Origin of the sequence: Bradyrhizobium sp. CCBAU 45384 (genome assembly GCF_028128665.1) — a bacterium.
GTDB classification, from domain to species: domain Bacteria; phylum Pseudomonadota; class Alphaproteobacteria; order Rhizobiales; family Xanthobacteraceae; genus Bradyrhizobium; species Bradyrhizobium manausense.
This window is the reverse complement of record NZ_LBIZ01000092.1, coordinates 60,034-79,108: the sequence shown is the minus strand read 5'-3', so window position 1 is coordinate 79,108 and position 19,075 is coordinate 60,034. Positions and strand designations below refer to the sequence as shown.

Annotated in this window: 17 protein-coding genes; 13 read left to right on the top strand and 4 right to left on the bottom strand. The window is 64.9% G+C overall.

Translation table 11 applies throughout. From position 1 onward, the window contains the following. Both XH80_RS08180 and XH80_RS08175 read right to left on the bottom strand, forming a co-directional pair. Nucleotides 1-1,227, bottom strand: a 1,227-nt coding sequence (locus tag XH80_RS08180) for an MFS transporter (protein ID WP_271598155.1), incomplete at its 3' end; no start/stop codon positions are given. Between the two features lie 175 nt (nucleotides 1,228-1,402). Then, entirely contained in the window at nucleotides 1,403-2,650 is a 1,248-nt protein-coding gene (locus XH80_RS08175; RefSeq protein ID WP_271598154.1) for an MFS transporter, read from the bottom strand. Between the two features lie 187 nt (nucleotides 2,651-2,837). Here XH80_RS08175 and XH80_RS08170 point away from each other — a divergent pair, with 187 nt between their 5' ends. After that, nucleotides 2,838-4,907: a prolyl oligopeptidase family serine peptidase gene (locus tag XH80_RS08170; protein WP_271598153.1), complete on the top strand. Its 2,070-nt coding sequence runs from the start codon at nucleotides 2,838-2,840 to the stop codon at nucleotides 4,905-4,907. Nucleotides 4,908-4,917: 10 nt separating this feature from the next. On the opposite strand, the gene XH80_RS08165 is transcribed toward XH80_RS08170, so the two are convergent. After that, a complete protein-coding gene (locus tag XH80_RS08165; protein WP_271598152.1) occupies nucleotides 4,918-5,592 on the bottom strand; it encodes a DUF938 domain-containing protein in 675 nt (224 codons plus the stop codon). A gap of 226 nt (nucleotides 5,593-5,818) precedes the next feature. On the opposite strand from XH80_RS08165, the gene soxX reads away from it, so the two are divergent. The 9 genes from soxX (at nucleotide 5,819) to XH80_RS08120 (ending at nucleotide 13,072) form a co-directional block, all read left to right on the top strand. Then, on the top strand, nucleotides 5,819-6,175 hold the full coding sequence (gene soxX / locus XH80_RS08160) for a sulfur oxidation c-type cytochrome SoxX (RefSeq protein ID WP_271598151.1): 357 nt from the start codon (nucleotides 5,819-5,821) through the stop codon (nucleotides 6,173-6,175). A gap of 23 nt (nucleotides 6,176-6,198) precedes the next feature. Beyond that, nucleotides 6,199-6,684, top strand: a complete 486-nt coding sequence (soxY, locus tag XH80_RS08155; protein WP_271598150.1) for a thiosulfate oxidation carrier protein SoxY — start codon at nucleotides 6,199-6,201, stop codon at nucleotides 6,682-6,684. A gap of 12 nt (nucleotides 6,685-6,696) precedes the next feature. Further along, on the top strand, nucleotides 6,697-7,008 hold the full coding sequence (gene soxZ, locus XH80_RS08150) for a thiosulfate oxidation carrier complex protein SoxZ (protein WP_220004041.1): 312 nt from the start codon (nucleotides 6,697-6,699) through the stop codon (nucleotides 7,006-7,008). Next, nucleotides 7,008-7,871: a sulfur oxidation c-type cytochrome SoxA gene (gene soxA / locus XH80_RS08145; RefSeq protein ID WP_271598149.1), complete on the top strand. Its 864-nt coding sequence runs from the start codon at nucleotides 7,008-7,010 to the stop codon at nucleotides 7,869-7,871. The genes soxZ and soxA overlap by 1 nt, the downstream gene beginning before the upstream one ends. Before the next feature lie 8 nt (nucleotides 7,872-7,879). Further along, a complete protein-coding gene (locus XH80_RS08140) occupies nucleotides 7,880-8,185 on the top strand; it encodes a hypothetical protein (RefSeq protein ID WP_271598148.1) in 306 nt (101 codons plus the stop codon). A 119-nt stretch (nucleotides 8,186-8,304) separates the two neighbouring features. Further along, nucleotides 8,305-10,050: a thiosulfohydrolase SoxB gene (soxB, locus tag XH80_RS08135; protein WP_271598147.1), complete on the top strand. Its 1,746-nt coding sequence runs from the start codon at nucleotides 8,305-8,307 to the stop codon at nucleotides 10,048-10,050. A 267-nt stretch (nucleotides 10,051-10,317) separates the two neighbouring features. Beyond that, entirely contained in the window at nucleotides 10,318-11,355 is a 1,038-nt protein-coding gene (locus XH80_RS08130) for an MBL fold metallo-hydrolase (RefSeq protein ID WP_271598146.1), read from the top strand. A gap of 87 nt (nucleotides 11,356-11,442) precedes the next feature. Further along, a complete protein-coding gene (locus tag XH80_RS08125) occupies nucleotides 11,443-11,604 on the top strand; it encodes a hypothetical protein (RefSeq protein ID WP_271598145.1) in 162 nt (53 codons plus the stop codon). A 259-nt stretch (nucleotides 11,605-11,863) separates the two neighbouring features. Further along, the gene (locus tag XH80_RS08120; RefSeq protein ID WP_271598144.1) at nucleotides 11,864-13,072 is read left to right on the top strand and encodes an MFS transporter; all 1,209 of its coding nucleotides are present in this window, start codon (nucleotides 11,864-11,866) and stop codon (nucleotides 13,070-13,072) included. 163 nt (nucleotides 13,073-13,235) lie between these two features. Here XH80_RS08120 and XH80_RS08115 read toward each other — a convergent pair whose 3' ends face one another. Then, entirely contained in the window at nucleotides 13,236-14,597 is a 1,362-nt protein-coding gene (locus tag XH80_RS08115; RefSeq protein WP_271598143.1) for an MFS transporter, read from the bottom strand. Between the two features lie 274 nt (nucleotides 14,598-14,871). Between XH80_RS08115 and XH80_RS08110 the strand changes: the two genes are divergently transcribed. The 3 genes from XH80_RS08110 to XH80_RS08100 are packed head-to-tail and all read left to right on the top strand — an operon-like array spanning nucleotide 14,872 to nucleotide 19,056. Beyond that, nucleotides 14,872-15,525 carry an ABC transporter ATP-binding protein gene (locus XH80_RS08110; RefSeq protein ID WP_271598142.1) on the top strand — a complete coding sequence of 218 codons (654 nt, stop codon included), beginning with the start codon at nucleotides 14,872-14,874 and terminating at the stop codon, nucleotides 15,523-15,525. Next, nucleotides 15,522-17,984 carry an ABC transporter permease gene (locus tag XH80_RS08105; RefSeq protein WP_271598141.1) on the top strand — a complete coding sequence of 821 codons (2,463 nt, stop codon included), beginning with the start codon at nucleotides 15,522-15,524 and terminating at the stop codon, nucleotides 17,982-17,984. The genes XH80_RS08110 and XH80_RS08105 overlap by 4 nt, the downstream gene beginning before the upstream one ends. After that, on the top strand, nucleotides 17,974-19,056 hold the full coding sequence (locus XH80_RS08100; RefSeq protein ID WP_271598140.1) for a lipocalin-like domain-containing protein: 1,083 nt from the start codon (nucleotides 17,974-17,976) through the stop codon (nucleotides 19,054-19,056). The genes XH80_RS08105 and XH80_RS08100 overlap by 11 nt, the downstream gene beginning before the upstream one ends. The last annotated feature ends 19 nt before the right edge of the window (nucleotides 19,057-19,075 follow it).

Here is a 19,075-nt window from a genome sequence, read left to right as displayed (position 1 = left end):
GACCTTCGCTCTTGGCTTCCCGCGCACCAAGATTAACGCCGCGGCCACCACCTCCAGCGCGATGCAGAGATAGAACGGCAGCGCGTACCCGCCGGACCAATCGCGCAAGAAGCCGACGACGCCGGGGCCAAAGGCATAGGTCACCTGGTTGATCGCGGTGTTGAGGCTGATCAGCACGCCGAACGCGGCGCTATCGAACTCCTGCTGCACGATCAGCGACGGCAGCGTGATGAGATTGCCGACCGAGAAGCCGAACACCGCGCAGGCCGCGATCAGCACATAGTCGTTGTGCATGGCGATGACGACGCCGAGCGCCGCCGCCTGGCTCAGGAACGACAGCGCCGAGGCAAGGCGCTGGTTAAGCCGGTCGATCACCATCGAGAACAGCACACGGCCGACCACCGCCATCGCGGTCAGCACCGCGACCGCCACGGCGGCGCGCTCGCGTCCGATCACGGGATCGAGAAACGAGATCAGGTGCACGATGAAGCCGACTTGCGCGAACAGCACCAGCGAGAAGGCAATGGTCACCGTGAGGAAGCCGACATCGCGCAGCGCATGCTTGCGGATCTCTGTCGATGATTTTGTCTCTGCTGCCGCCCGCCAGCCGTGGAGATCCGGCGGCCGACCGACGATCAGCAGGATGAGCGGCACCAGCAGCACCAGCATGGCGCCTGATGTCGCGAACATGGCGTTCGCAAACCCGATATGGCTGATCATCACCACCAGCAGCGGCACGCCGACGATGCCGCCAAAACTGGCGCCGTTCAACGCGAGGCTGATCGCCATGCCGCGCTTGTGCTCGAACCAGAGGCTGATCGTGTTGGTGATCATGGCCAGACTCGTGCCGGCCCAGCCGAAGGCGAGCACGGCATCGGCAAGCCAAAGCTGCCAGGGCTCGCGCACCGCGCCGATCGCCACGCCAGCTGCCGCCATCGCCAGCGTGCCAGCGATCAGAGAGGGACGCGGACCATATTTTCGGACGGCTTCGCCGACAAAAACGACCAGCAGCGCGCTGAACAGATAGAAGAACGTCGTGCCTGACGAGATCAGCGAGGCCGGCCAGCCCCGCGCGCGCTGAAGCTCGGCGACGTAGACGCTCTGGCCGTAGAAGCCGAGGCCCCAGCCGAAGGTCGCGAGCAGGAAGCAGACCGCGACGATGCGCCAGCCTTCGTAGCGGAACGAGGTTTCATCGTAGGGAGCTGTGTGCTGGGGATTATCTAGCATGCTGCTTACTCCGTCATGCCCGGGCTTGTCCCGGGCATCCACGTTCTTCGATCCGCGCGTCCAAGACGTGGATGGCCGGGACAAGCCCGGCCATGACGCATCATCTAGTAAATCGTCTCCAGAAATCACTTCGAGCTGGATCGAAGTATCGAGACTGCTGACAAGCTCCTGCCAGTTAGATCGCGTCCGGGAACTCGCCCATGGCCGCTTCGAGCCGCGCCTTGCGACGGCGGGCCCAGGACGCCAGCGAGAGCGCGACGAGGCCGAGCGCGACAGGCGGGAACACCACCATGTTCACCGCGGACCAGCCGAAATTCGCGAGCAGCTGGCCCGAGGAGAACGAGCCGACCGCCATCATGCCGAACACCAGGAAATCGTTGAAGGCCTGCACCTTGTTGCGCTCTTGCGGGCGGTGCGTTTCCAGCACCAAGGCGGAGGCACCGATGAAGGAGAAATTCCAGCCGACGCCGAGCACGAACAGCGTGGCCCAGAAATGCATCGCGGTGATGCCTGATAGCCCGATGGTGGCGGCGCCTGCTTCCAGCAGCAGGCCGGCAGCAACCATCCTGGGCGCGCCGAAGCGGGCAATCAGCGCGCCGGTGAAGAAGCTCGGCCCGTACATGGCGACGATGTGCCATTGGATGCCGAAATTGGAATCCGACACGGAGAGCCCGCACATCTTCATGGCCAAGGGCGCCGAGGTCATGACCAGATTCATCATGGGATAGGCGATGACGCCGCACAGCGCGGCCGCGATGAAGCGCGGCTGGCTCACGATGGCGAGCAGCGGCCGTCCGCCATGCAGATCGGCCGGCGCGGGCTTGGGCATATCGACGCCGGCGACGATGCCCATCGCGATCAATGCGACCGCGGCTTGGACCAGGAAGCTGAAGGCGAACAGATAGGGCGACCAGACGTCCATGGTCCATTGCACCAGTTGCGGACCGAGCACGCCGGCGAACACGCCGCCCGCCATCACCCACGACACGGCCTTGGGCCGATAGGCCGCGCTGGCGCCGTCGGCCGCGGCGAAGCGATAGGATTGCGCCACCGAGCCGTAGAGGCCGCCGAAAAAGGTTGCGAGACAAAACAGCGCGAACGAGCCGTGCAGGATCGCGAACGAGCCGGTGAGACCGGTGAGCGTGCCGAGGCCGGTGCCGATGATGAAGGCTGCGCGGCGGCCGAAGCGGCGCGAGATCGCGCCTGTCGGCAGCGTGCCGGCGGCGAGCCCCACCACATACATCGAGATCGGCACCGTCGCGAACGACATGTCGGGAGCGAGCGTGGCGCCAACGATCGCACCAGTGGCGAAGATCACGGCCGAATTGGCGCCGGTCAGCGCCTGCGCCGCGGCAAGGCGCACCACATTGGCACGCACGCGGGCATCGTCGGCGATCTCGTTGGCAGTGGTCACGTCCAGCATTGGCATTCCGCCGAAAAAACTCGTTGATTCCCGGGCACTATGGAGGGGTCGAAAGGGCCGGGCAACCGGCGCAAACGGGCGCAGGCCATGCCTCTGACGCAATCGGACCGATGATATCCGGCCCGCGCTCTTGACGGCTTGCGCTCGATCAAATCCTATCCGCCGCGATTTTTTCGGAGTTTCGTTCATGTCCGCCAATGACAGGCCCACGCTTCAAGCTCCCGACGACGATCCCTGGCTCTGGCTGGAAGAGATCGAGGGCGCCCGCGCGCTCGAATTCGTCGAGCGGCAGAACCGGGCGACGCTGCAGCAATTCGGCGGCGCGGTGTTCGAACGCGACACCGCCATCCTTGCCGCGATCTACGACCGATCGGACAACATCCCTTATGTCAGCCGCCGCGACGGTTTTCTCTACAATCTTTGGAAGGACGCCGCGAACCCGCGCGGCCTGTGGCGGCGCACCACGCTGGCGGAATTTCGCAAGGCCGAACCGGCCTGGGAGACCTTGCTCGATATCGATCGGCTTGCCGCGACCGAAGGTGCAGACTGGCTTTTCGGCGGCGCATCCACGCGAGCCGGAAGCACGCGCGTCATCCTGAGCCTGTCGCGCGGCGGCAGCGATGCCGTCACCTTGCGTGAGTTCGATATCGCGACGAAGGAGTTCGTCGCCGACGGTTTCGTCCTGCCGGAGGCCAAGAGCAGCGTCGATTGGGTCGATGCCGACACGCTGCTGCTGTCGAGCGCGCTTGGCGAGGGTATGGCGACAAGTTCCGGTTACGCGAGAACCGTGCGGCTGTGGCGACGGGGGACCAGCGTCGATCAGGCTGCAGTGATCTTCGAGACGACCGCCGACCATATGCGCGTGTACAGCTATGTCGACGACACCTCGGCAACACTGCGCGTCTGGTTCATCGACCAGTCGGACTTCTTCAATTTCAGCTCCTCGCTCGGTACCGCATCCGGCGCAACGACGAAGCTCGACCTGCCCAGCGACATCTGGATGCAGGTCCATGGCGACTGGCTCGCGGTCAAGCCACGCCAGAGCTGGTCGATCGCGGGACACACTTACGCTGCCGACGCGATGCTCGGCATGCCGCTCTCGGCGTTCCTTGCAGGAGGCCGCCATTTCACGGTCTTGTTCGAGCCGGGGCCGCGGCGAGCGTTGCAGGGTTTCTTCTGGACCGGCGGCAAGCTCGTGCTCTCGATCCTCGACGAGCTACGGCCGGTGTTCGAGATCTGCACGCCATCGACATCGGGCTGGAGCAAACAGCGGCTGCAAGGGTTGCCCGATATCGGCGTCGTCGATGTCTGGAGTCCCGACCGCCACGAATCCCAAAGCAACGGCGATCTGCTCGCCAATGTGCAGGATCCGCTGACGCCGCCGTCGCTGATGCTGATCGAGCGCGGCGTCGAAAGTCCCGAGGTCCTGAAACAGGCCCCGAAGATTTTCAACGCGGACGGCCTCGTCGTGACCCAGCACGAGGCGATCTCGGTCGACGGCGAGCGCATTCCCTATGTGCAGACCGGCCCGGCTGTCGAAAGCGGCGATGCGCCGGTTCATATGAGCGCCTATGGCGGCTTCGGCCTCGCGGTGAAGCCGGAATACAATTCATCGCTCGGCAAGCTGTGGCTGGAGCGCGGCGGCACCACGGTGCAGGCGAATTTGCGCGGCGGCGGCGAGTTCGGCACGCGGTGGCATGATGCCGGCCGCCACGCCGGCAAGAAGCTGTCGCATGATGATTTCGCAGCCGTGGCCGCCGATCTCGTCCGCCGCGGCGTGACGCAGCCGAAGCGCATCGCGGCCCAGGGTGGATCGAACGGCGGCATCCTCATCACCAACATGCTGGTGCGCTACCCCGAGCGGTTCGGGGCGCTGTTCTGCACCATCCCCCTGATCGACATGCGCCGCTACACCAAGCTGCTGGCGGGCGCGAGCTGGATCGCGGAATATGGCGACCCCGACAAGCCCGAGGAGTGGGAATGGCTGAAGACCTACTCGGCCTATCATAACGCAAAGCCAGACCAGCCCTATCCGCCGATCCTGATCGCCACGACGCGGCGCGACGACCGCGTCCATCCCGGCCACGCGCGCAAGATGGCGGCCAAGCTCCAGGCCATGGGCTATGAGGCCTGGTTCTACGAGCCCGCCGCCGGCGGCCACGGCTACGGCAAGGACAACAAGGAGCGCGCCGGCTTCCAGGTGCTGGGGTTTCAGTTCCTGAAGGAGAAGATCGGATGGAGGGATGGCGAGGCCTAACGGCCTCGCTTTATATCCGCCCGAACACCAGGGTCAGATTGTTCGCCGGCATTTCGATCGTATCGATGAGCCGCAGCCCCACCGCCTTCGCCAGCGTCTCGACGTCGGCGACGTCGCGGACGCCCCATTCGGGATTGCCTTCGCGCAAGGAGGTGTCGAACACGGCGTTGCTCAGCGCCGTATGCTTGCCGTCACGCTTGAACGGGCCGTAGAGGAACAGCTCGCCGTCGGCGCGTAGATAACGGCCGGCGCCGGCGAACAGGCCCTCGGCCACGGTCCAGGGCGCAATGTGAATGACATTGGCGCAGAACACCGCCGCGAGATCGTTCGGCCCCTGCCCGCTTCGCATTTCCGGACACCAATTGGGATCGGACAGATCGATGCGCAGGGGGCTGCGGACGTTTGTCAGGCCCGAATGCACGCGCCAGGCCTCGATGCTCTTCACGTGGCGCTGGTTGAGGTCGCTCGGCCACCAGACCAGATCAGGCGTGTGGCGGGCGAAATGGACCACGTGCTGGCCGGTTCCACTGCCGACCTCGACGACGTCGCCGGACCGCCCGGCGAGGTGCTTTTCGAGCGCCGCCCAGAGCGGTTCGTGGTTGCGATGGAAGGCCGGTGCATCGAGACGGCCATCGGGCTCAACCCGCCCGCCGTCCCTGCCAAATTCAACGACATATTCAGCCAATTCATGTCCCCGGAAAATGAGAATGCGGTCGAAAACGCGAGCAACGGCAAAACGCCCCGAACAATTTGCCTGATAAGGCCGGCTTGATGAACGATCTATCTCATCAGTTGCAATGCGGAAGATATTAACGCCATTTTGCGGCCTGCATAGTCTTGATTGTCAGGGCATGTCCTTTGTGCTTTTGAACACTATCTTTTGCAGACATGATAAGCCTCGGAACGATGCTTTGACCGCTTTTCCCCGCAAGCCCGCCCTGCTTCTCGCGCTGGCCGTCCTCACAGGCCTCGGCGCGCCGGCGGCGTGGGCGCAGTCCGCGATATCAGAGGGCCGGAAGCTCGCCTTTGACCGCGGCAAGGGGAATTGCCTGACCTGCCATGTCATCAAGGGCGGCGATCTGCCCGGCACGATCGGCCCCGAGCTGAGGGATCTCAAGGCAAAATACCCTGATCGCAACGAGCTGGTCGCGATCCTGTCCGACGAGACCAAACGCAATCCGCAGACCATGATGCCGCCGTTCGGCCGCAACCGCATCCTGACAGAGCAGGAGATCAACGCGATCGTTGATTTCCTGCAGACGCTGTAACGGCCGGCCCAAGGAGACTTGAGATGACAACGCATACCGGCCCTCATCCGACGCGACGCCTGATCCTGCAGGGCGCTGTTACGGTCGCGCTGATCGGCCTCGGCAATCTGCCGTTTGCCCCCGCGCAGGCCGCAGCCAACGACAAATATCCGGAAGAGGCGTTCAAGCTGAAGAACGAGGCGGAGGCGATCAAGGCGCTCTACGGCAGGACCGCCGAGCCATCCGACAAGGTCAAGCTGGACGCGCCCGAGATCGCCGAGAACGGCGGCGTGGTGCCGATGGCGGTGACGACGACGCTCGACAAGGTCACCTCGATCTCGTTCTTCGTCGCCGAGAATCCGAACGCGCTGGCGGCAAGCTACAAATTCCCTGAGGGCACGATCCCCGCTGTCGCCAACCGGCTGAAGATGGCGAAGACCAGCAACGTGACCGCGATCGTGGAGGCCGACGGCAAGCTCTACAGCGCGACCAAGGAAGTGAAGGTCACCGTGGGCGGCTGCGGCGGCTAAGGGAGATCCGAGATGGCATCCAGCATTCGCGTCCGCGCAACATCCAATGGCGATATCACCGAGGTGCAGACGTTGATCCAGCACCCCATGGACACCGGCCTCGTCAAAGATTCCAAGGGTGAGCTGATCCCGGCGCACTACATCCAGGAACTGAAGTTCGCTTGTAACGGCAAGGACGTCTTCGTCGCCAATTGGGGCACCGCGATCTCCAAGGATCCCTATGTGAAGTTCAGCTTCAAGGGCGCCAAGAAGGGCGATGACCTCACGATCTCCTGGACCGACAACAAGGGCGGCTCGGACCAGACCACCGCGAAGATCGCGTGATGAAGGCAGGCGCCGCCCTCCTGCTGTCCTCGTTGAGCGCCGCGCTCGTCGCGTTGGCGCTCACCTCTCCGCGCGTGATCGCAGCCGACAAGGTCGACCCTGTCGCCGACGCCAGGGCGTTCCAGAACTACTTCTTCCAGAAGTTTCCCGACGTGAAGCACGAGGATTTCGCCAACGGTCCTTATTCCATGAACGAGGACATGAAGCGGCAGTGGCGGGAGAAGGAGGAATTCCCTCCTTACGAGTTCGCGCTCGACGCCGGCAAGGAGATGTTTGCAACGCCGTTCAAGAACGGCAAGACCTATGCCGACTGCTTCCCGAACGGCGGCATCGGCATCCGCCAGAACTATCCTTATTTCGACACCGGGGAAGGCAAGGTCGTTACGCTGGAGCTGGCGCTCAACCGCTGCCGCGAGGCCAATGGCGAGCAACCTTACTCCTACGTCAAGGACGAGATGGCCTCGCTGACGGCGTACATGGCCTTCACCTCGCGCGGCAAGCCGATGGACATCAAGATCCCCGATGATCCGCGCGCGCTGGAGGCGTTCGAGAACGGCAAGCGCTATTTCTACACCCGCCGCGGCCAGCTGAACTTCTCCTGCGCGAGCTGCCACGTGCAGAGCCCAGGCGAACGCATTCGCGCCGAGGTTCTGGCGCCGGCGCTCGGCATCCTGAATGCGCTGCCGATCTACCGCTCCGAATGGGGCGGCATGGGCACGACCAGCCGCCGCTTCATCACCTGCAACAGCCAGACCCGCGCGGTTCCGCTCGAGCCACAGGCAGATGAATATCGCGACGTCGAATATTTCCTCTCCTACGTCGCCAACGGTCTGCCGATATCGGGTCCAGGGGCACGACCATGAGCGCGGCCATGAAGCGGACACTTCCCCTCGCCATGTTGCTGGCGTTGAGCCTCGCGCCATCGGCGCGCGCGGCAAATGAAGCAGACTACAAGGCCGCCTATGCTGCCGCGGAGGCTGCGTCCAAGGAGGCCGCCGGCATGCGCAACCAGTGGATCACGACCGTCGCGACGCTGGCCGCCGCCAAGAAGGCGGGCGACAGCGGCGATTTCGACGGCGCCGTGGCTGCAGCCAAGGAGGCTGAGGCGCTGGCGAAAGCGTCAATCTTCCAGGCAGCCTCGGAAAAGGAAGCCTGGAAAGCGATGCAAATCCGCTAAACTGACTATTGTTTGAGCATGATCTTGTTGGAAAACCGCGACACACTTTTCGCTGGCGCGGCCCTTCGGGTCCGGATCATGCTCGCGGAACTGCCGAGAACCGGCGCGGAGAATGTGTGATGGCGATCCGCCGCCGTGAATTCCTGAAGAGCTCGGCAATCGCTGCCGTATCGCTCAGCCTGCCGCGGCTCGCGCGTGGCGCTGAAGCCGCCAGCATTTACGACATCGAGCGCTTCGGCAATGCGCGGATCCTGCACACCACCGACACGCATGCGCAGCTCAATCCGGTCTTTTTCCGCGAGCCCAGCGTCAATATCGGCATTGGCGAGATGGCCGGGCGACCGCCGCATCTGGTCGGCCGCGCGTTCCTGGAGCATTTCGGAATCCGGCCCGACAGCGCGGATGCCTATGCCTTCACCTCCGTCGAGTTCGAGAAGTCTGCCGGCCGGTTCGGCAAGCTCGGCGGCTTCGCTCATCTGAAGACGCTGATCGACCGCTTGCGCAACGATGTCGGCGACAAGCGCGCCATGCTGGTCGACGGCGGCGATCTCTGGCAGGGCACGGGCCTCGCCAACATCATGCAGGGCCGTGACATGGTCGAGGTCGCCAATCTGCTCGGCATCGAGGCGATGACCGGGCATTGGGAGTTCACCTATGGCGAGCAGGCGCTGCGCGACAATCTCGAGCACTTCAAGGGCGAGTTTCTGGCGCAGAATGTTTTCCTGACCGAGGAAGCCGCGTTCAACGACGCCCCGGCCTTCGACAAGGCGACAGGGCGCGTGTTCAAGCCGTCCATCATCAAGGAGCTCGGCGGCTATCGCCTCGCCGTCATCGGCCAGGCCTTTCCTTATGTGCCGATCGCGCATCCCAAGCGGTTCACGCCGGACTGGACCTTTGGCATCCGCGAGGAAGAGCTGCAGAAGCATGTCGATGCCTTGCGGGGCGCCGACAAGGTCGATGCGGTGATCCTGCTCTCGCACAACGGCATGGATGTCGACCTCAAGCTCGCAAGCCGCGTCACCGGCATCGATGTCATTCTCGGCGGACACACCCATGACGCGGTGCCGCAGCCGATCCCGGTGAAGAACGCCAGCGGCACGACGCTCGTCACCAATGCCGGCTCCAACGGAAAGTTTCTTGCCGTGCTCGATCTCGCGCTCGACAAGGGCAAGGTCAGCGACGTCAGATATCATCTGCTGCCGGTTTATTCCGAGCTATTGAAGCCCGATCCTGCCATGGCCGAGCTGATCGGCAAGCTGCGCGCGCCTCACGTCACCGACTGGTCGGAGAAGATCGCAACGCCGGACCGGCTGCTCTATCGCCGCGACAATTTCGCCGGCTCCGTCGACGAGCTGATCTGCACTGCGCTGCGCACCGAGCTCGATGCCGAGATCGCACTGTCGCCGGGCTTCCGCTGGGGCACCACCGCGTTGTCCGGCCAGCCGATCACGATGGAAGACGTGCTCGCGGAGACCGCGATCACCTATCCCGAAACCTATGTGCAGGAGATGACGGGCGCCGAGATCAAGGACGTGCTGGAAGACATCTGCGACAATCTCTTCAACGCCGATCCCTATCATCAGCAGGGTGGCGACATGGTGCGCGCCGGCGGGCTCAGCTACGCCTGCAGCCCGACCAACACGATCGGCAGCCGCATCTCCGAGTTGAAGCTCGATAATGGCAGGGCGATCAGCGCCAGCCATCGCTACAAGGTTGCGGGCTGGGCCTCGGTCAACGGCCAGCAGGGCGCGGCGGTGTGGGACGTGCTGGCCAAATACCTGCGCTCGGGCCGGATGTTTCAGGAGCGGCTCGGCGGAGGTATCACGCTGAAGGGCGTCGAAGGCAACCCGGGCATTGCAGGGTAGGGATGGCTGCAGGCCGCCTCGTGGCACGTCGCCGCGCCAATTCCCCGCGGAGGCGGGGAATCCAGTACGCCGCGGCCCATCGACTCTATGACTGCTGTCACGGAATACTGGATCGCCCGCCTTCGCGGGCGATGACAGCGGAGGTTGAGGCGACCATCGCGCCGCAATAAGAATCTTCTAAATTTTCTGATTTAAACAGTACATTACTTCTCCTCTTACCCCCGGGCGTAGTAGAATCGTCGAAACCTCTTAACGCCGGGTCCTGCCATGATCTTCCGCCAGCTCTTCGACAGTGTTTCGGGAACCTACAGCTATCTCCTCGCCAGCCGCCTCGGCGGCGAGGCGCTGATCCTCGATCCTGTGCTGGAGAAAGTCGATCGCTACTGCCAGCTGCTGCGCGAGCTCGATCTCAAGCTGGTCAAGGCGGTCGACACCCATCTGCACGCCGACCATGTCACCGGCCTCGGCGAGCTGCGCGACCGCACCCATTGCATGACCGTGATGGGCGACCAGACCAAGGCCGACGTGGTGGCGATGCGGGTTGCCGACGGCGACAAGGTGACCATCGAGGGTCTCTCGCTCGACGTGATGTACACGCCCGGCCACACCGACGATTCCTATTCCTATCTGATGGGCGACCGTGTCTTCACCGGCGATACGCTTTTGATCCGCGGCACCGGCCGCACCGATTTCCAGAACGGCTCGTCGCGGGCGCAATATGATTCGATATTCAACCGTCTGCTCAAGTTGCCCGACGAGACGATGGTGTTTCCTGCCCATGACTACAAGGGCGACACCGTCTCCACCATCGGCGAGGAGAGGCGCTACAATCCCAGGCTCCAGGTGCGCTCGGTCGACGAATATATCGAGCTGATGGCCAATCTGAAGCTGCCCAATCCGAAGATGATGGACGTGGCGGTGCCCGCCAACATGCACGTCGGCCTGCATCAGGAAGAGCTGGAGAAAGAGGGCCGTGCGCTCAGCGCCGTCGAGGCGATCCGCATCCTGCACCGGCCCGACATCCTCTTGGTCGATCTGCGCGAGACCAACGAGCGGATCAAGCACGGCATGCTCGAAGGCGCGCTGCACACGCCGTATCCTGGTATCGAGGAAAGCCTCAAGCCCGGCGGCATGCTGCGCGAGGTTGCAGCCGCGACCGGCCGCCGCGTCGTGTTCTTCTGCGCCTTCGGCGAGCGCTCGGCGATGGCGGTTGCGGCGGCCAAGGCCGCCGGCCTCTCCAACACCGCGCATATCGCCGGCGGCATCGATGCCTGGAAAAAGGCGGGCGGGCCGGTGGTGCACTGACGGTATCGTCGCAGCCTTGCGATAGGTCAGGAGCCGCTTAGATTTTTCGGTTAGAAGCGGATGACACACTACCATCCGAGATCAGCCATGGCCAAATCAGCCAAGCCGAGCGAACGGCCAAAGACGAAGACCGTGGCCGACAAGGTCCGGGAGCCGCAGCCGCCGCGCGACACCGACGACGATTACGAAGACGGCGACATCGCCACGCCAAAGCGCGATCGCTATGGGAATGATGACGAGCCGTTGTGAGGCTTTCCGTCGTCCTGGCGAAAGCCAGGACCCATTACCCCAGGGAGAGTTTGGCGAAGACGCCCGCCTCGGTATTGCCATCGAGCACAATCGAGAGATCACGCGGTATGGGTCCTGGCTTTCGCCAGGACGACGATGTGGAGGCATTTCGGGGTCCTTCGCCCCCACCCGCACTACCTGCCATGCGCCTGCGTTCATGGACAAATAACCCGCCTCGCCGATACTTTGCGCCTCCCTTCGGACGCAAAACGGAACTGCAATGGTCGACGTTCTCGCCGCACCGCAACAGAGCAAGGCGGACAGCGCGCTGCGCACGCTGACCGGGATTTCGATCGCGCATTGGGTCAGCCATTTCCATCTGCTGGTCCTGCCGATGCTGTTTCCATTCCTGAAGAGCCAGCTCGGCGTCGGTTATGTCGAGCTCGGCTTCGCGCTGACCGTGTCGGCCGTGGTCTCCGGGCTGACGCAGGCACCGACCGGCTATCTCGTCGACCATTTTGGCGCGCGCAAGATCCTGCTCGCAGGACTGACACTCGGCGGCCTCGCGCTCATCATGCTCGGGCTGCACCTGAGCTACGCCGCGCTGATCGCCTGCGCCGTGCTGCTCGGGCTCGCCAACAGCGTCTATCATCCCGCCGACTACGCCATCCTCGCCGAGCACATGGACGAGGCGCGGATGGGTCGCGCGTTCTCGGTCCACACCTTTGCTGGCTATTTTGGTGGCGCCGTCGCGCCGGCGATTGTCGCCGCTCTGATCACGCTGTCCGGCGGCGTCGGTGCGCTGCTGGCTTCCGGCGCGATCGGCGTGCTGGTGGCGCTGCTCCTGGTCGCGATGAGCATTCCCGATGCCGGTGCGCACAAGGCGAAGCCGGAAAACGCCGATGCGCCGAAGCAGGCGATCATTACGCCGGCGCTGATGACGCTGACCGCGCTGTTCATGCTGCTGAGCCTGTCGGTGGCCGGCATCAACAATTTCGGCGTGGTGGCGCTGATGAGCGGCTACGGGGCAAGCTATTCCGTCGCCAATGTCGCGCTCACGGCGTTTCTCGGCTCCAGCGCCGCGGGCGTGCTCGCGGGCGGTTTCCTCGCCGACCACACCGAGCGCCACGGCTATGTCGCCGCCGCCTGCTTTGCCGCGAATGCCGCCATCGTGCTGCTGATCGCGCTGGTGACGCTGCCGGGCTGGGCCCTCACCGCCACAATGGCGACGGCGGGCTTCCTCTCCGGCGTGATCGCACCGTCGCGGGACATGCTGGTGCGCAATGCCGCGCCTCCCGGTGCCGCGGGACGTGCCTTCGGCATCGTGTCCACCGGCTTCAATCTCGGCGGCATCGTCTCACCGCTGCTGTTCGGCTGGATCATGGATCAAAGCGCGCCGCACTGGGTGTTCGGGGCATCGGTGATCTTCATGCTGGCGACGGTGGTGCTGTCGCCGTTGACGGAACGGAAGGCGCAAGCCAGGGCGTAGCTGCAAGCTCAACTGTCGTCCTGGCGGAGGCCGGGACCCATACGCCGCAGCAGCAGTTTTGTGAAGACTCGGAGTTACCAGCTTCGCCCCAAACCACTCCCTGTGGTTATGGGTCCCGGCTTTCGCCGGGACGACAGGTGAGATTGAGGCCGACAGCCACCCTTTACGTCGGCGAGATCGCCCGCTTCAGCGGCGCCGGCTGCGCCGCGGCACCCCGCGTCAGCCTCGCCTTTTCCGTGTTCGGCCAGAGCAGCAGCAGGCCGACCACACCGGAGCCGATCATGATCACCGCGTTGATGGTAAATCCGGTCAGGTAGCCGTCGATCGTGCTGCCAGCGCGCTCGATCACCTTGCCCATTACGTAGGGCGCGATGATGCCCGAGAGCGTGTAGAGCGCGCCGTAGATCGCGAGGATGGCGCCGCGCTGCGAGGCCGGGGTGAACTCGCCGAGCATCGGCGGGCAGACGACGTAGATCGCGCCGCAGAGGCCCGCGCCGACCACGAGCAGGGCGATCTGCAGACCCGAGCCCGCGACTTGCGGCATCGATGCCAGGATCAGGCCGCCGATGATCAGCGGCACCGAGCCCAGCACGCCGCGCGAGACGCGCGTGGTGTAGCCGCCCACCATCATCACCTGCGAGATCCAGCCGGTCAGAATCACGATGGTGGCGCCGAACACCCAGGGCAGGATCGAGATCCAGCCGGCGTCGCTCTGCGAGAAGCCAAGCCCCTTGACGATGAAGGACGTGAACCACGTCAGTCCGAGCGACAGCGCCCAATAGGCGCCGAAGGTCGCGATCACGCAGCCGAGGAAGGTGCGCGAGGTCAGAAGCCGGATGTAGGGAATTTTCGGTTCACTGACGGCAAGCGTCTGCGTGTCCTCGAGCGGGCCTTCCTTGCCCAGCGCCAGCCAGGCGCAGACCCAGATCAGGCCGATCACGCCGAGCGCCCCGAAGGCATAGTGCCAGGAGTGATTGACGATGATCCAGTTCAGCGCCGGCACGGCCAGGATGACACCGAAGGCCGAGCCTTGCGTCAGCACCGCGGTCGGCAACGCGCGCTTCTCGTCCGGGAACCATTTGTAGATCGCGTGCATCGCGACAGAAGCCGCCGGACCTTCGCCCGCGCCGAGCACGATGCGGCAGATCAACAGCGTCGTGAAGCTGACGGTGCCGACCATCGGAAACTGTGCCAGCGCCCAGATCACGGCGAGCGTCAGCAGCACCCAGCGCGTCGGCACCTTGTTGACGAGGAAGCCCACCACGATGGCCGAGATCGAGAACAGGAAGAAGAACGCGGAGCCGAGCAGGCCGAACTGCGCGGGCTCGAGCTTCATGTCGGTCACGATCGGCACGCCGGCGAGGCCGACGACGATCTTGTCCGCGAAGTTCACCACCATCAAGAGAAAGAGGAGAAAAACGATGGTCCAGGCGCCCTTCGGCGTTGCCTTGGATGCTCCCTTGGACGCTTGCTTGGAGGTCCCTACCGTCTTGGCTGCCGCGGACGGCGTTGCCTGAGCGCTCATCATTCTCCCCGTATGTCTTTATCGTCGGCACGTTTGATTTGGCCGTCTTGAGAGCTAACAACGGCTTGAACGGCAACGCAACCCCGGCATTTCCGTGCCAAGCGCGGTGCCAAGTGTGCTACGCAGCTTCTTCACCTCTTCCCATTGGGGAGAGGTCGATTTGCGCAGCAAATCGGGTGAGGGGTCTTAAATCCCTTGAGAGACCGCAACCCCTCACCCGCGCTTCGGCGCGACCTCTCCCTATGGGAGAGGTGGAAGAAAAAGTGGCAGGCCCGTGCTCAGCATCCGCAACCTCTCCAAAACCTTCACCTCGGCCGACGAGCCCGTGCACGTGCTGCGCGGCGTCGACCTGGACCTCGCCGCCGGCGAGCGCGTCGCGCTGACGGGCGAATCCGGCAGCGGCAAGAGCACGCTGCTGCATCTGATCGCAGGGCTGGATGCCGCCGATGGCGGCACGATCCGGCTCGAGGACACCGAGGTCACCAGGCTTGCGGACGCCGGCCGCGCCGAGTTGCGCCGCGACCGGATTGGCCTGGTGTTTCAGCAGTTCAATTTGATTCCGAGCCTGTCGGTTGCCGACAACCTCGCCTTCCAGGCGCGCATCGCCGGTCGGCATGATGCGGCCTGGACCAAAGAGCTGGTCGAGCGGCTCGGCCTCGGCGGCCTGCTCAAACGCTATCCCGAGCAATTGTCAGGCGGCCAGCAGCAGCGGGTCGCAATCGGCAGGGCGCTGGCGACAAGACCGTCGCTGCTGCTTGCCGACGAGCCGACCGGCAATCTGGATGAAGCCACCGCCGACGAGGTGCTGGCGCTGACGCGCGATCTCGTCGCGCGCACCGGCTGCGGCTTCCTGATGGTGACGCACAGTCTGCATCTGGCCGGCACGCTCGACCGTCACATCGTGCTCCATGCGGGGCGGATCGCATGAAGCGCGCGCTGCGGGTGCTGGCCGTGCTGCTGAGCCATTGGCGCCGGCACAGGATGCAATTCGCCACGCTGCTGATCGGGCTGATCGCGGCGACCGCGCTGTGGAGCGGCGTGCAGGCGATCAACCAGCAGGCCCGCAGCGCCTATGACCGCGCGGCGGCGACCTTTGGCGGCGTACGCACGGCGACATTGGTCGCGCCTGATACGGCGACGTTCCCGCAACACCTTTTCATCAAGCTTCGCCGCGCCGGCTGGCCGGTCTCGCCGGTGCTGGAAGGCCGGGTTCAGATCAATGGGCGTTCGATCCGGCTGCTCGGCATCGAGCCGGTGACGCTGCCGGTTGACGTCGGCAATGCGCCGCGGCTTGGGGCGGCTGATCTCGGCAGTTTCGTGGCCGCGCCCGGGCAGACGCTGGTGGCGCGGGAGACGCTGGCCGATTTGCACGAAGGCGAAGGCGCGGCGCCGTCGATCAGCAGCGGCGCAAGACTGCCGCCGCTGCATGTGCAGCCGCAGCTGGTGACTGATGTGCTGGTGGTCGACATCGGCGTGGCGCAACGGCTTCTCAACAAGCCGAACCAGGTCTCGCGGCTGCTGATCGGCAAGGCCAGGGGCAAGCCAGCGGCGCTGCAAAGCATCGTCGGCGATCAGTTGCAGTTGATAGAGCCGACCGCGGAGACCGAGCTGGAGCGGCTCACCGACAGTTTCCATCTCAACCTCACCGCTTTCGGCCTGCTGTCGTTCTTCGTCGGCCTCTTCATCGTCAACTCGGCCGTTGGCCTCGCCTTCGAGCAGCGCCTGCCGATGCTGCGCACCTTGCGCGCCTGCGGCGCCTCGGCGCGGCTGGTCAATACCGTGCTGGTGGTCGAGCTGGTGGCGCTGGCGCTGGTCGCCGGCTTGATCGGGCTGGTCTGCGGCTATGTCATCGCGGCGGCGCTGCTGCCCGATGTCGCGGCGTCGCTGCGCGGGCTCTATGGCGCGCAGATTCCGGGGCAGCTGACGCTTCGGCCCGAATGGTGGCTCGCCGGCATCGGCATCAGCGTTCTAGGTGCGATCGTGGCGGCCGCGACCAGCCTGATCAAGGCGATCAGGATGCCGGTGCTGGCGACGGCGCAGCCGCGGGCCTGGCAGCAGCGGCAGCGCCGGTGGCTGATCCTGCAAAGCTGTGCGGCCTGCGCCGTGCTCGCGGTCGCGCTGCTGCTGCTTCATTACGGGCAATCGCTGATCACTGGCTTCGGCGTGCTGGCGGCCTTGATGCTCGGCGCGGCCCTGATCCTGCCGGCCTTCCTCGAGATCCTCCTGCTCGCGGGCCAGCGTCTCGCGCGCCGGCCGCTGGCACTGTGGTTCTGGGCGGACAGCCGGCAGCAGCTCTCGGGACTATCGCTGGCGCTGATGGCGCTGCTGCTCGCGCTATCAGTCAATGTCGGCGTCTCGACCATGGTGGAAACGTTCAGCCGCACCTTTGTCGGCTGGCTCGACGGACGGCTCGCGGCCGATGTCTACATCAGCGCCGCCGACAACGCGCAAGGCGCGGCGATCCGCAATTGGCTGAAGGACCGCGGCGAGGTGCAGGCGATCCTGTCCGGCGGACGCGCGGAGACGCAGGTTCAGGGCCAGCCGGTGGAGTTGCTCGGCCTGCCCGATCACCCGCTCTACCGCGAGCGCTGGCCGCTGCTGGAGACCGCGCCGCGCGCCTGGACGCGACTCGTGCCCGGCAATGCCGCCTTCATCAGCGAGCAGCTCAGCCGCCGCCTCAATATCCGCGTCGGCGATGTCATCGAGGTGCCGGCGCCGGGCGGGACCTGGGAGCTCGACATCGTCGGCATCTATGCCGATTACGGCAATCCCAAGGGCCAGCTGGCGGTCAACGTCGCCGCGCTGATCCGGCAGTTTCCGCAAACGCCGCAGACGCGGATCGGACTTATCGTTTCACGGGACAACATTCCCGGCTTGATCGCGGCGCTGCAGAAGCAGTTTGCGCTCGACGACCGCGCGGTGGCCGACCAGGCGACGGTGAAGGCGGAATCGATCCGCATCTTCAACCGCACCTTTGCGGTGACGTCGGCGCTCAATGCCTTCACGCTGGGGGTCGCCGGCATTGCGCTCCTGACCAGCCTCTTGACGCTGGCGAACTCGCGGCTGCCGCAGCTCGCGCCGCTCTGGGCGCTCGGCATCACGCGGCCGCGCCTCGCTGCCATCGAGCTGACCAAGACGCTGGCGGTGGCGCTGTTCACCTCGCTGCTCGCGGTGCCGCTTGGGCTTTTGGTGGCGTGGTGCCTGATTGCGATCGTGAATGTGAAGGCGTTCGGCTGGCGGCTGCCGTTCCATGTGTTTCCGTTGCAACTGGTCGAGCTGGTCGCGGTGGCGCTGGTCGCCTCGCTGCTGGCCGCGCTGCTGCCGGTGTTGCGGCTGGCGCGGATGCAGGCCGCACACCTCGTCAAGGTATTTGCCAATGAGCGGTGATCGGATTTCTCGACGAGCTTTCGCCGGCGGCATCGCCACGCTCGCTATCGCGCATCGCGCCAAGGCGCAAGGCTATGCCGGATTGGGCGAGACCGCCGATGGCTTTGCGAAGGTCACGCCTGGAAAGCTGTTCACCTTCCCCGGAGATCACGGGCCGCATCCGGATTTTCGCATCGAGTGGTGGTATCTGACGGCGAACCTCGTCGACAGCGGCGGCGCGGCCTGCGGGCTGCAATGGACGCTGTTCCGCCAGGCCGCAAAGCCGGGGCCGCAAGGAGAAGGCTGGGCCAATCAGCAGATCTGGATGGCGCATGCCGCCGTGACGCGCGCCGACACCCATCGGTTCAGCGAGGCGTTTGCGCGCGGCGGCATCGGGCAGGCGGGCGTCGCGGCAAAGCCGTTCGCGGCGTGGATCGACGATTGGGAGATGAAGGGATCTGATCGCACCGACGATCGCACGCTGTCGCCGGTGACGCTGAAGGCATCGGGCAGCGATTTCAGCTACGCGCTGACGCTGGAGGCCGATCGCCCGGTCGTGTTGCAGGGCGACGGCGGTTACAGCCGCAAGTCGGAGCGAGGGCAGGCGTCGTACTATTACAGCCAGCCGTTCTACCGCGCGCGCGGCACGCTCATCATCGACGACATCCAGGTCGAGGTCTCGGGCCAGGCCTGGATGGACCGCGAATGGAGCAGCCAGCCGCTCGACACCGATCAGACCGGCTGGGATTGGCTGTCGCTGCATCTGTCCTCCGGCGCCAAGCTGATGCTGTACCGGCTGCGCCAGAAGGACGGCAAGGATCATCCGTTCGGCAACTGGATCAGCGCCACCGGCGAGACGCAGATGATCGCGGCAGGCGATATCCGGATGACGCCAAAGGCAAATGCGGACGTGGCGGGCCGCAAGCTGCCGGTGGAATGGCAGATCGCAATCCCGTCGCGCTCGTTCTCGATTTCCTGCAAGCCGCTGAATCCGAAGGCGTGGATGGGCACCGGCTTCTCCTATTGGGAAGGACCGATCAGCTTTACCGGCACGCATGATGGCGTTGGCTATCTCGAGCTGACCGGCTATTGAGGCGCGGTCTGTTTAGGGG

Coding starts and splice junctions, on each gene's coding strand:
- XH80_RS08175 (WP_271598154.1), bottom strand. CDS start 2,650: ATGCTGGACGTGACCACTGCCAACGAGATCGCCGACGATGCCCGCGTG.
- XH80_RS08170 (WP_271598153.1), top strand. CDS start 2,838: ATGTCCGCCAATGACAGGCCCACGCTTCAAGCTCCCGACGACGATCCC.
- soxY (WP_271598150.1), top strand. CDS start 6,199: ATGACAACGCATACCGGCCCTCATCCGACGCGACGCCTGATCCTGCAG.
- soxZ (WP_220004041.1), top strand. CDS start 6,697: ATGGCATCCAGCATTCGCGTCCGCGCAACATCCAATGGCGATATCACC.
- soxA (WP_271598149.1), top strand. CDS start 7,008: ATGAAGGCAGGCGCCGCCCTCCTGCTGTCCTCGTTGAGCGCCGCGCTC.
- XH80_RS08140 (WP_271598148.1), top strand. CDS start 7,880: ATGAAGCGGACACTTCCCCTCGCCATGTTGCTGGCGTTGAGCCTCGCG.
- soxB (WP_271598147.1), top strand. CDS start 8,305: ATGGCGATCCGCCGCCGTGAATTCCTGAAGAGCTCGGCAATCGCTGCC.
- XH80_RS08130 (WP_271598146.1), top strand. CDS start 10,318: ATGATCTTCCGCCAGCTCTTCGACAGTGTTTCGGGAACCTACAGCTAT.
- XH80_RS08125 (WP_271598145.1), top strand. CDS start 11,443: ATGGCCAAATCAGCCAAGCCGAGCGAACGGCCAAAGACGAAGACCGTG.
- XH80_RS08120 (WP_271598144.1), top strand. CDS start 11,864: ATGGTCGACGTTCTCGCCGCACCGCAACAGAGCAAGGCGGACAGCGCG.
- XH80_RS08115 (WP_271598143.1), bottom strand. CDS start 14,597: ATGAGCGCTCAGGCAACGCCGTCCGCGGCAGCCAAGACGGTAGGGACC.
- XH80_RS08105 (WP_271598141.1), top strand. CDS start 15,522: ATGAAGCGCGCGCTGCGGGTGCTGGCCGTGCTGCTGAGCCATTGGCGC.
- XH80_RS08100 (WP_271598140.1), top strand. CDS start 17,974: ATGAGCGGTGATCGGATTTCTCGACGAGCTTTCGCCGGCGGCATCGCC.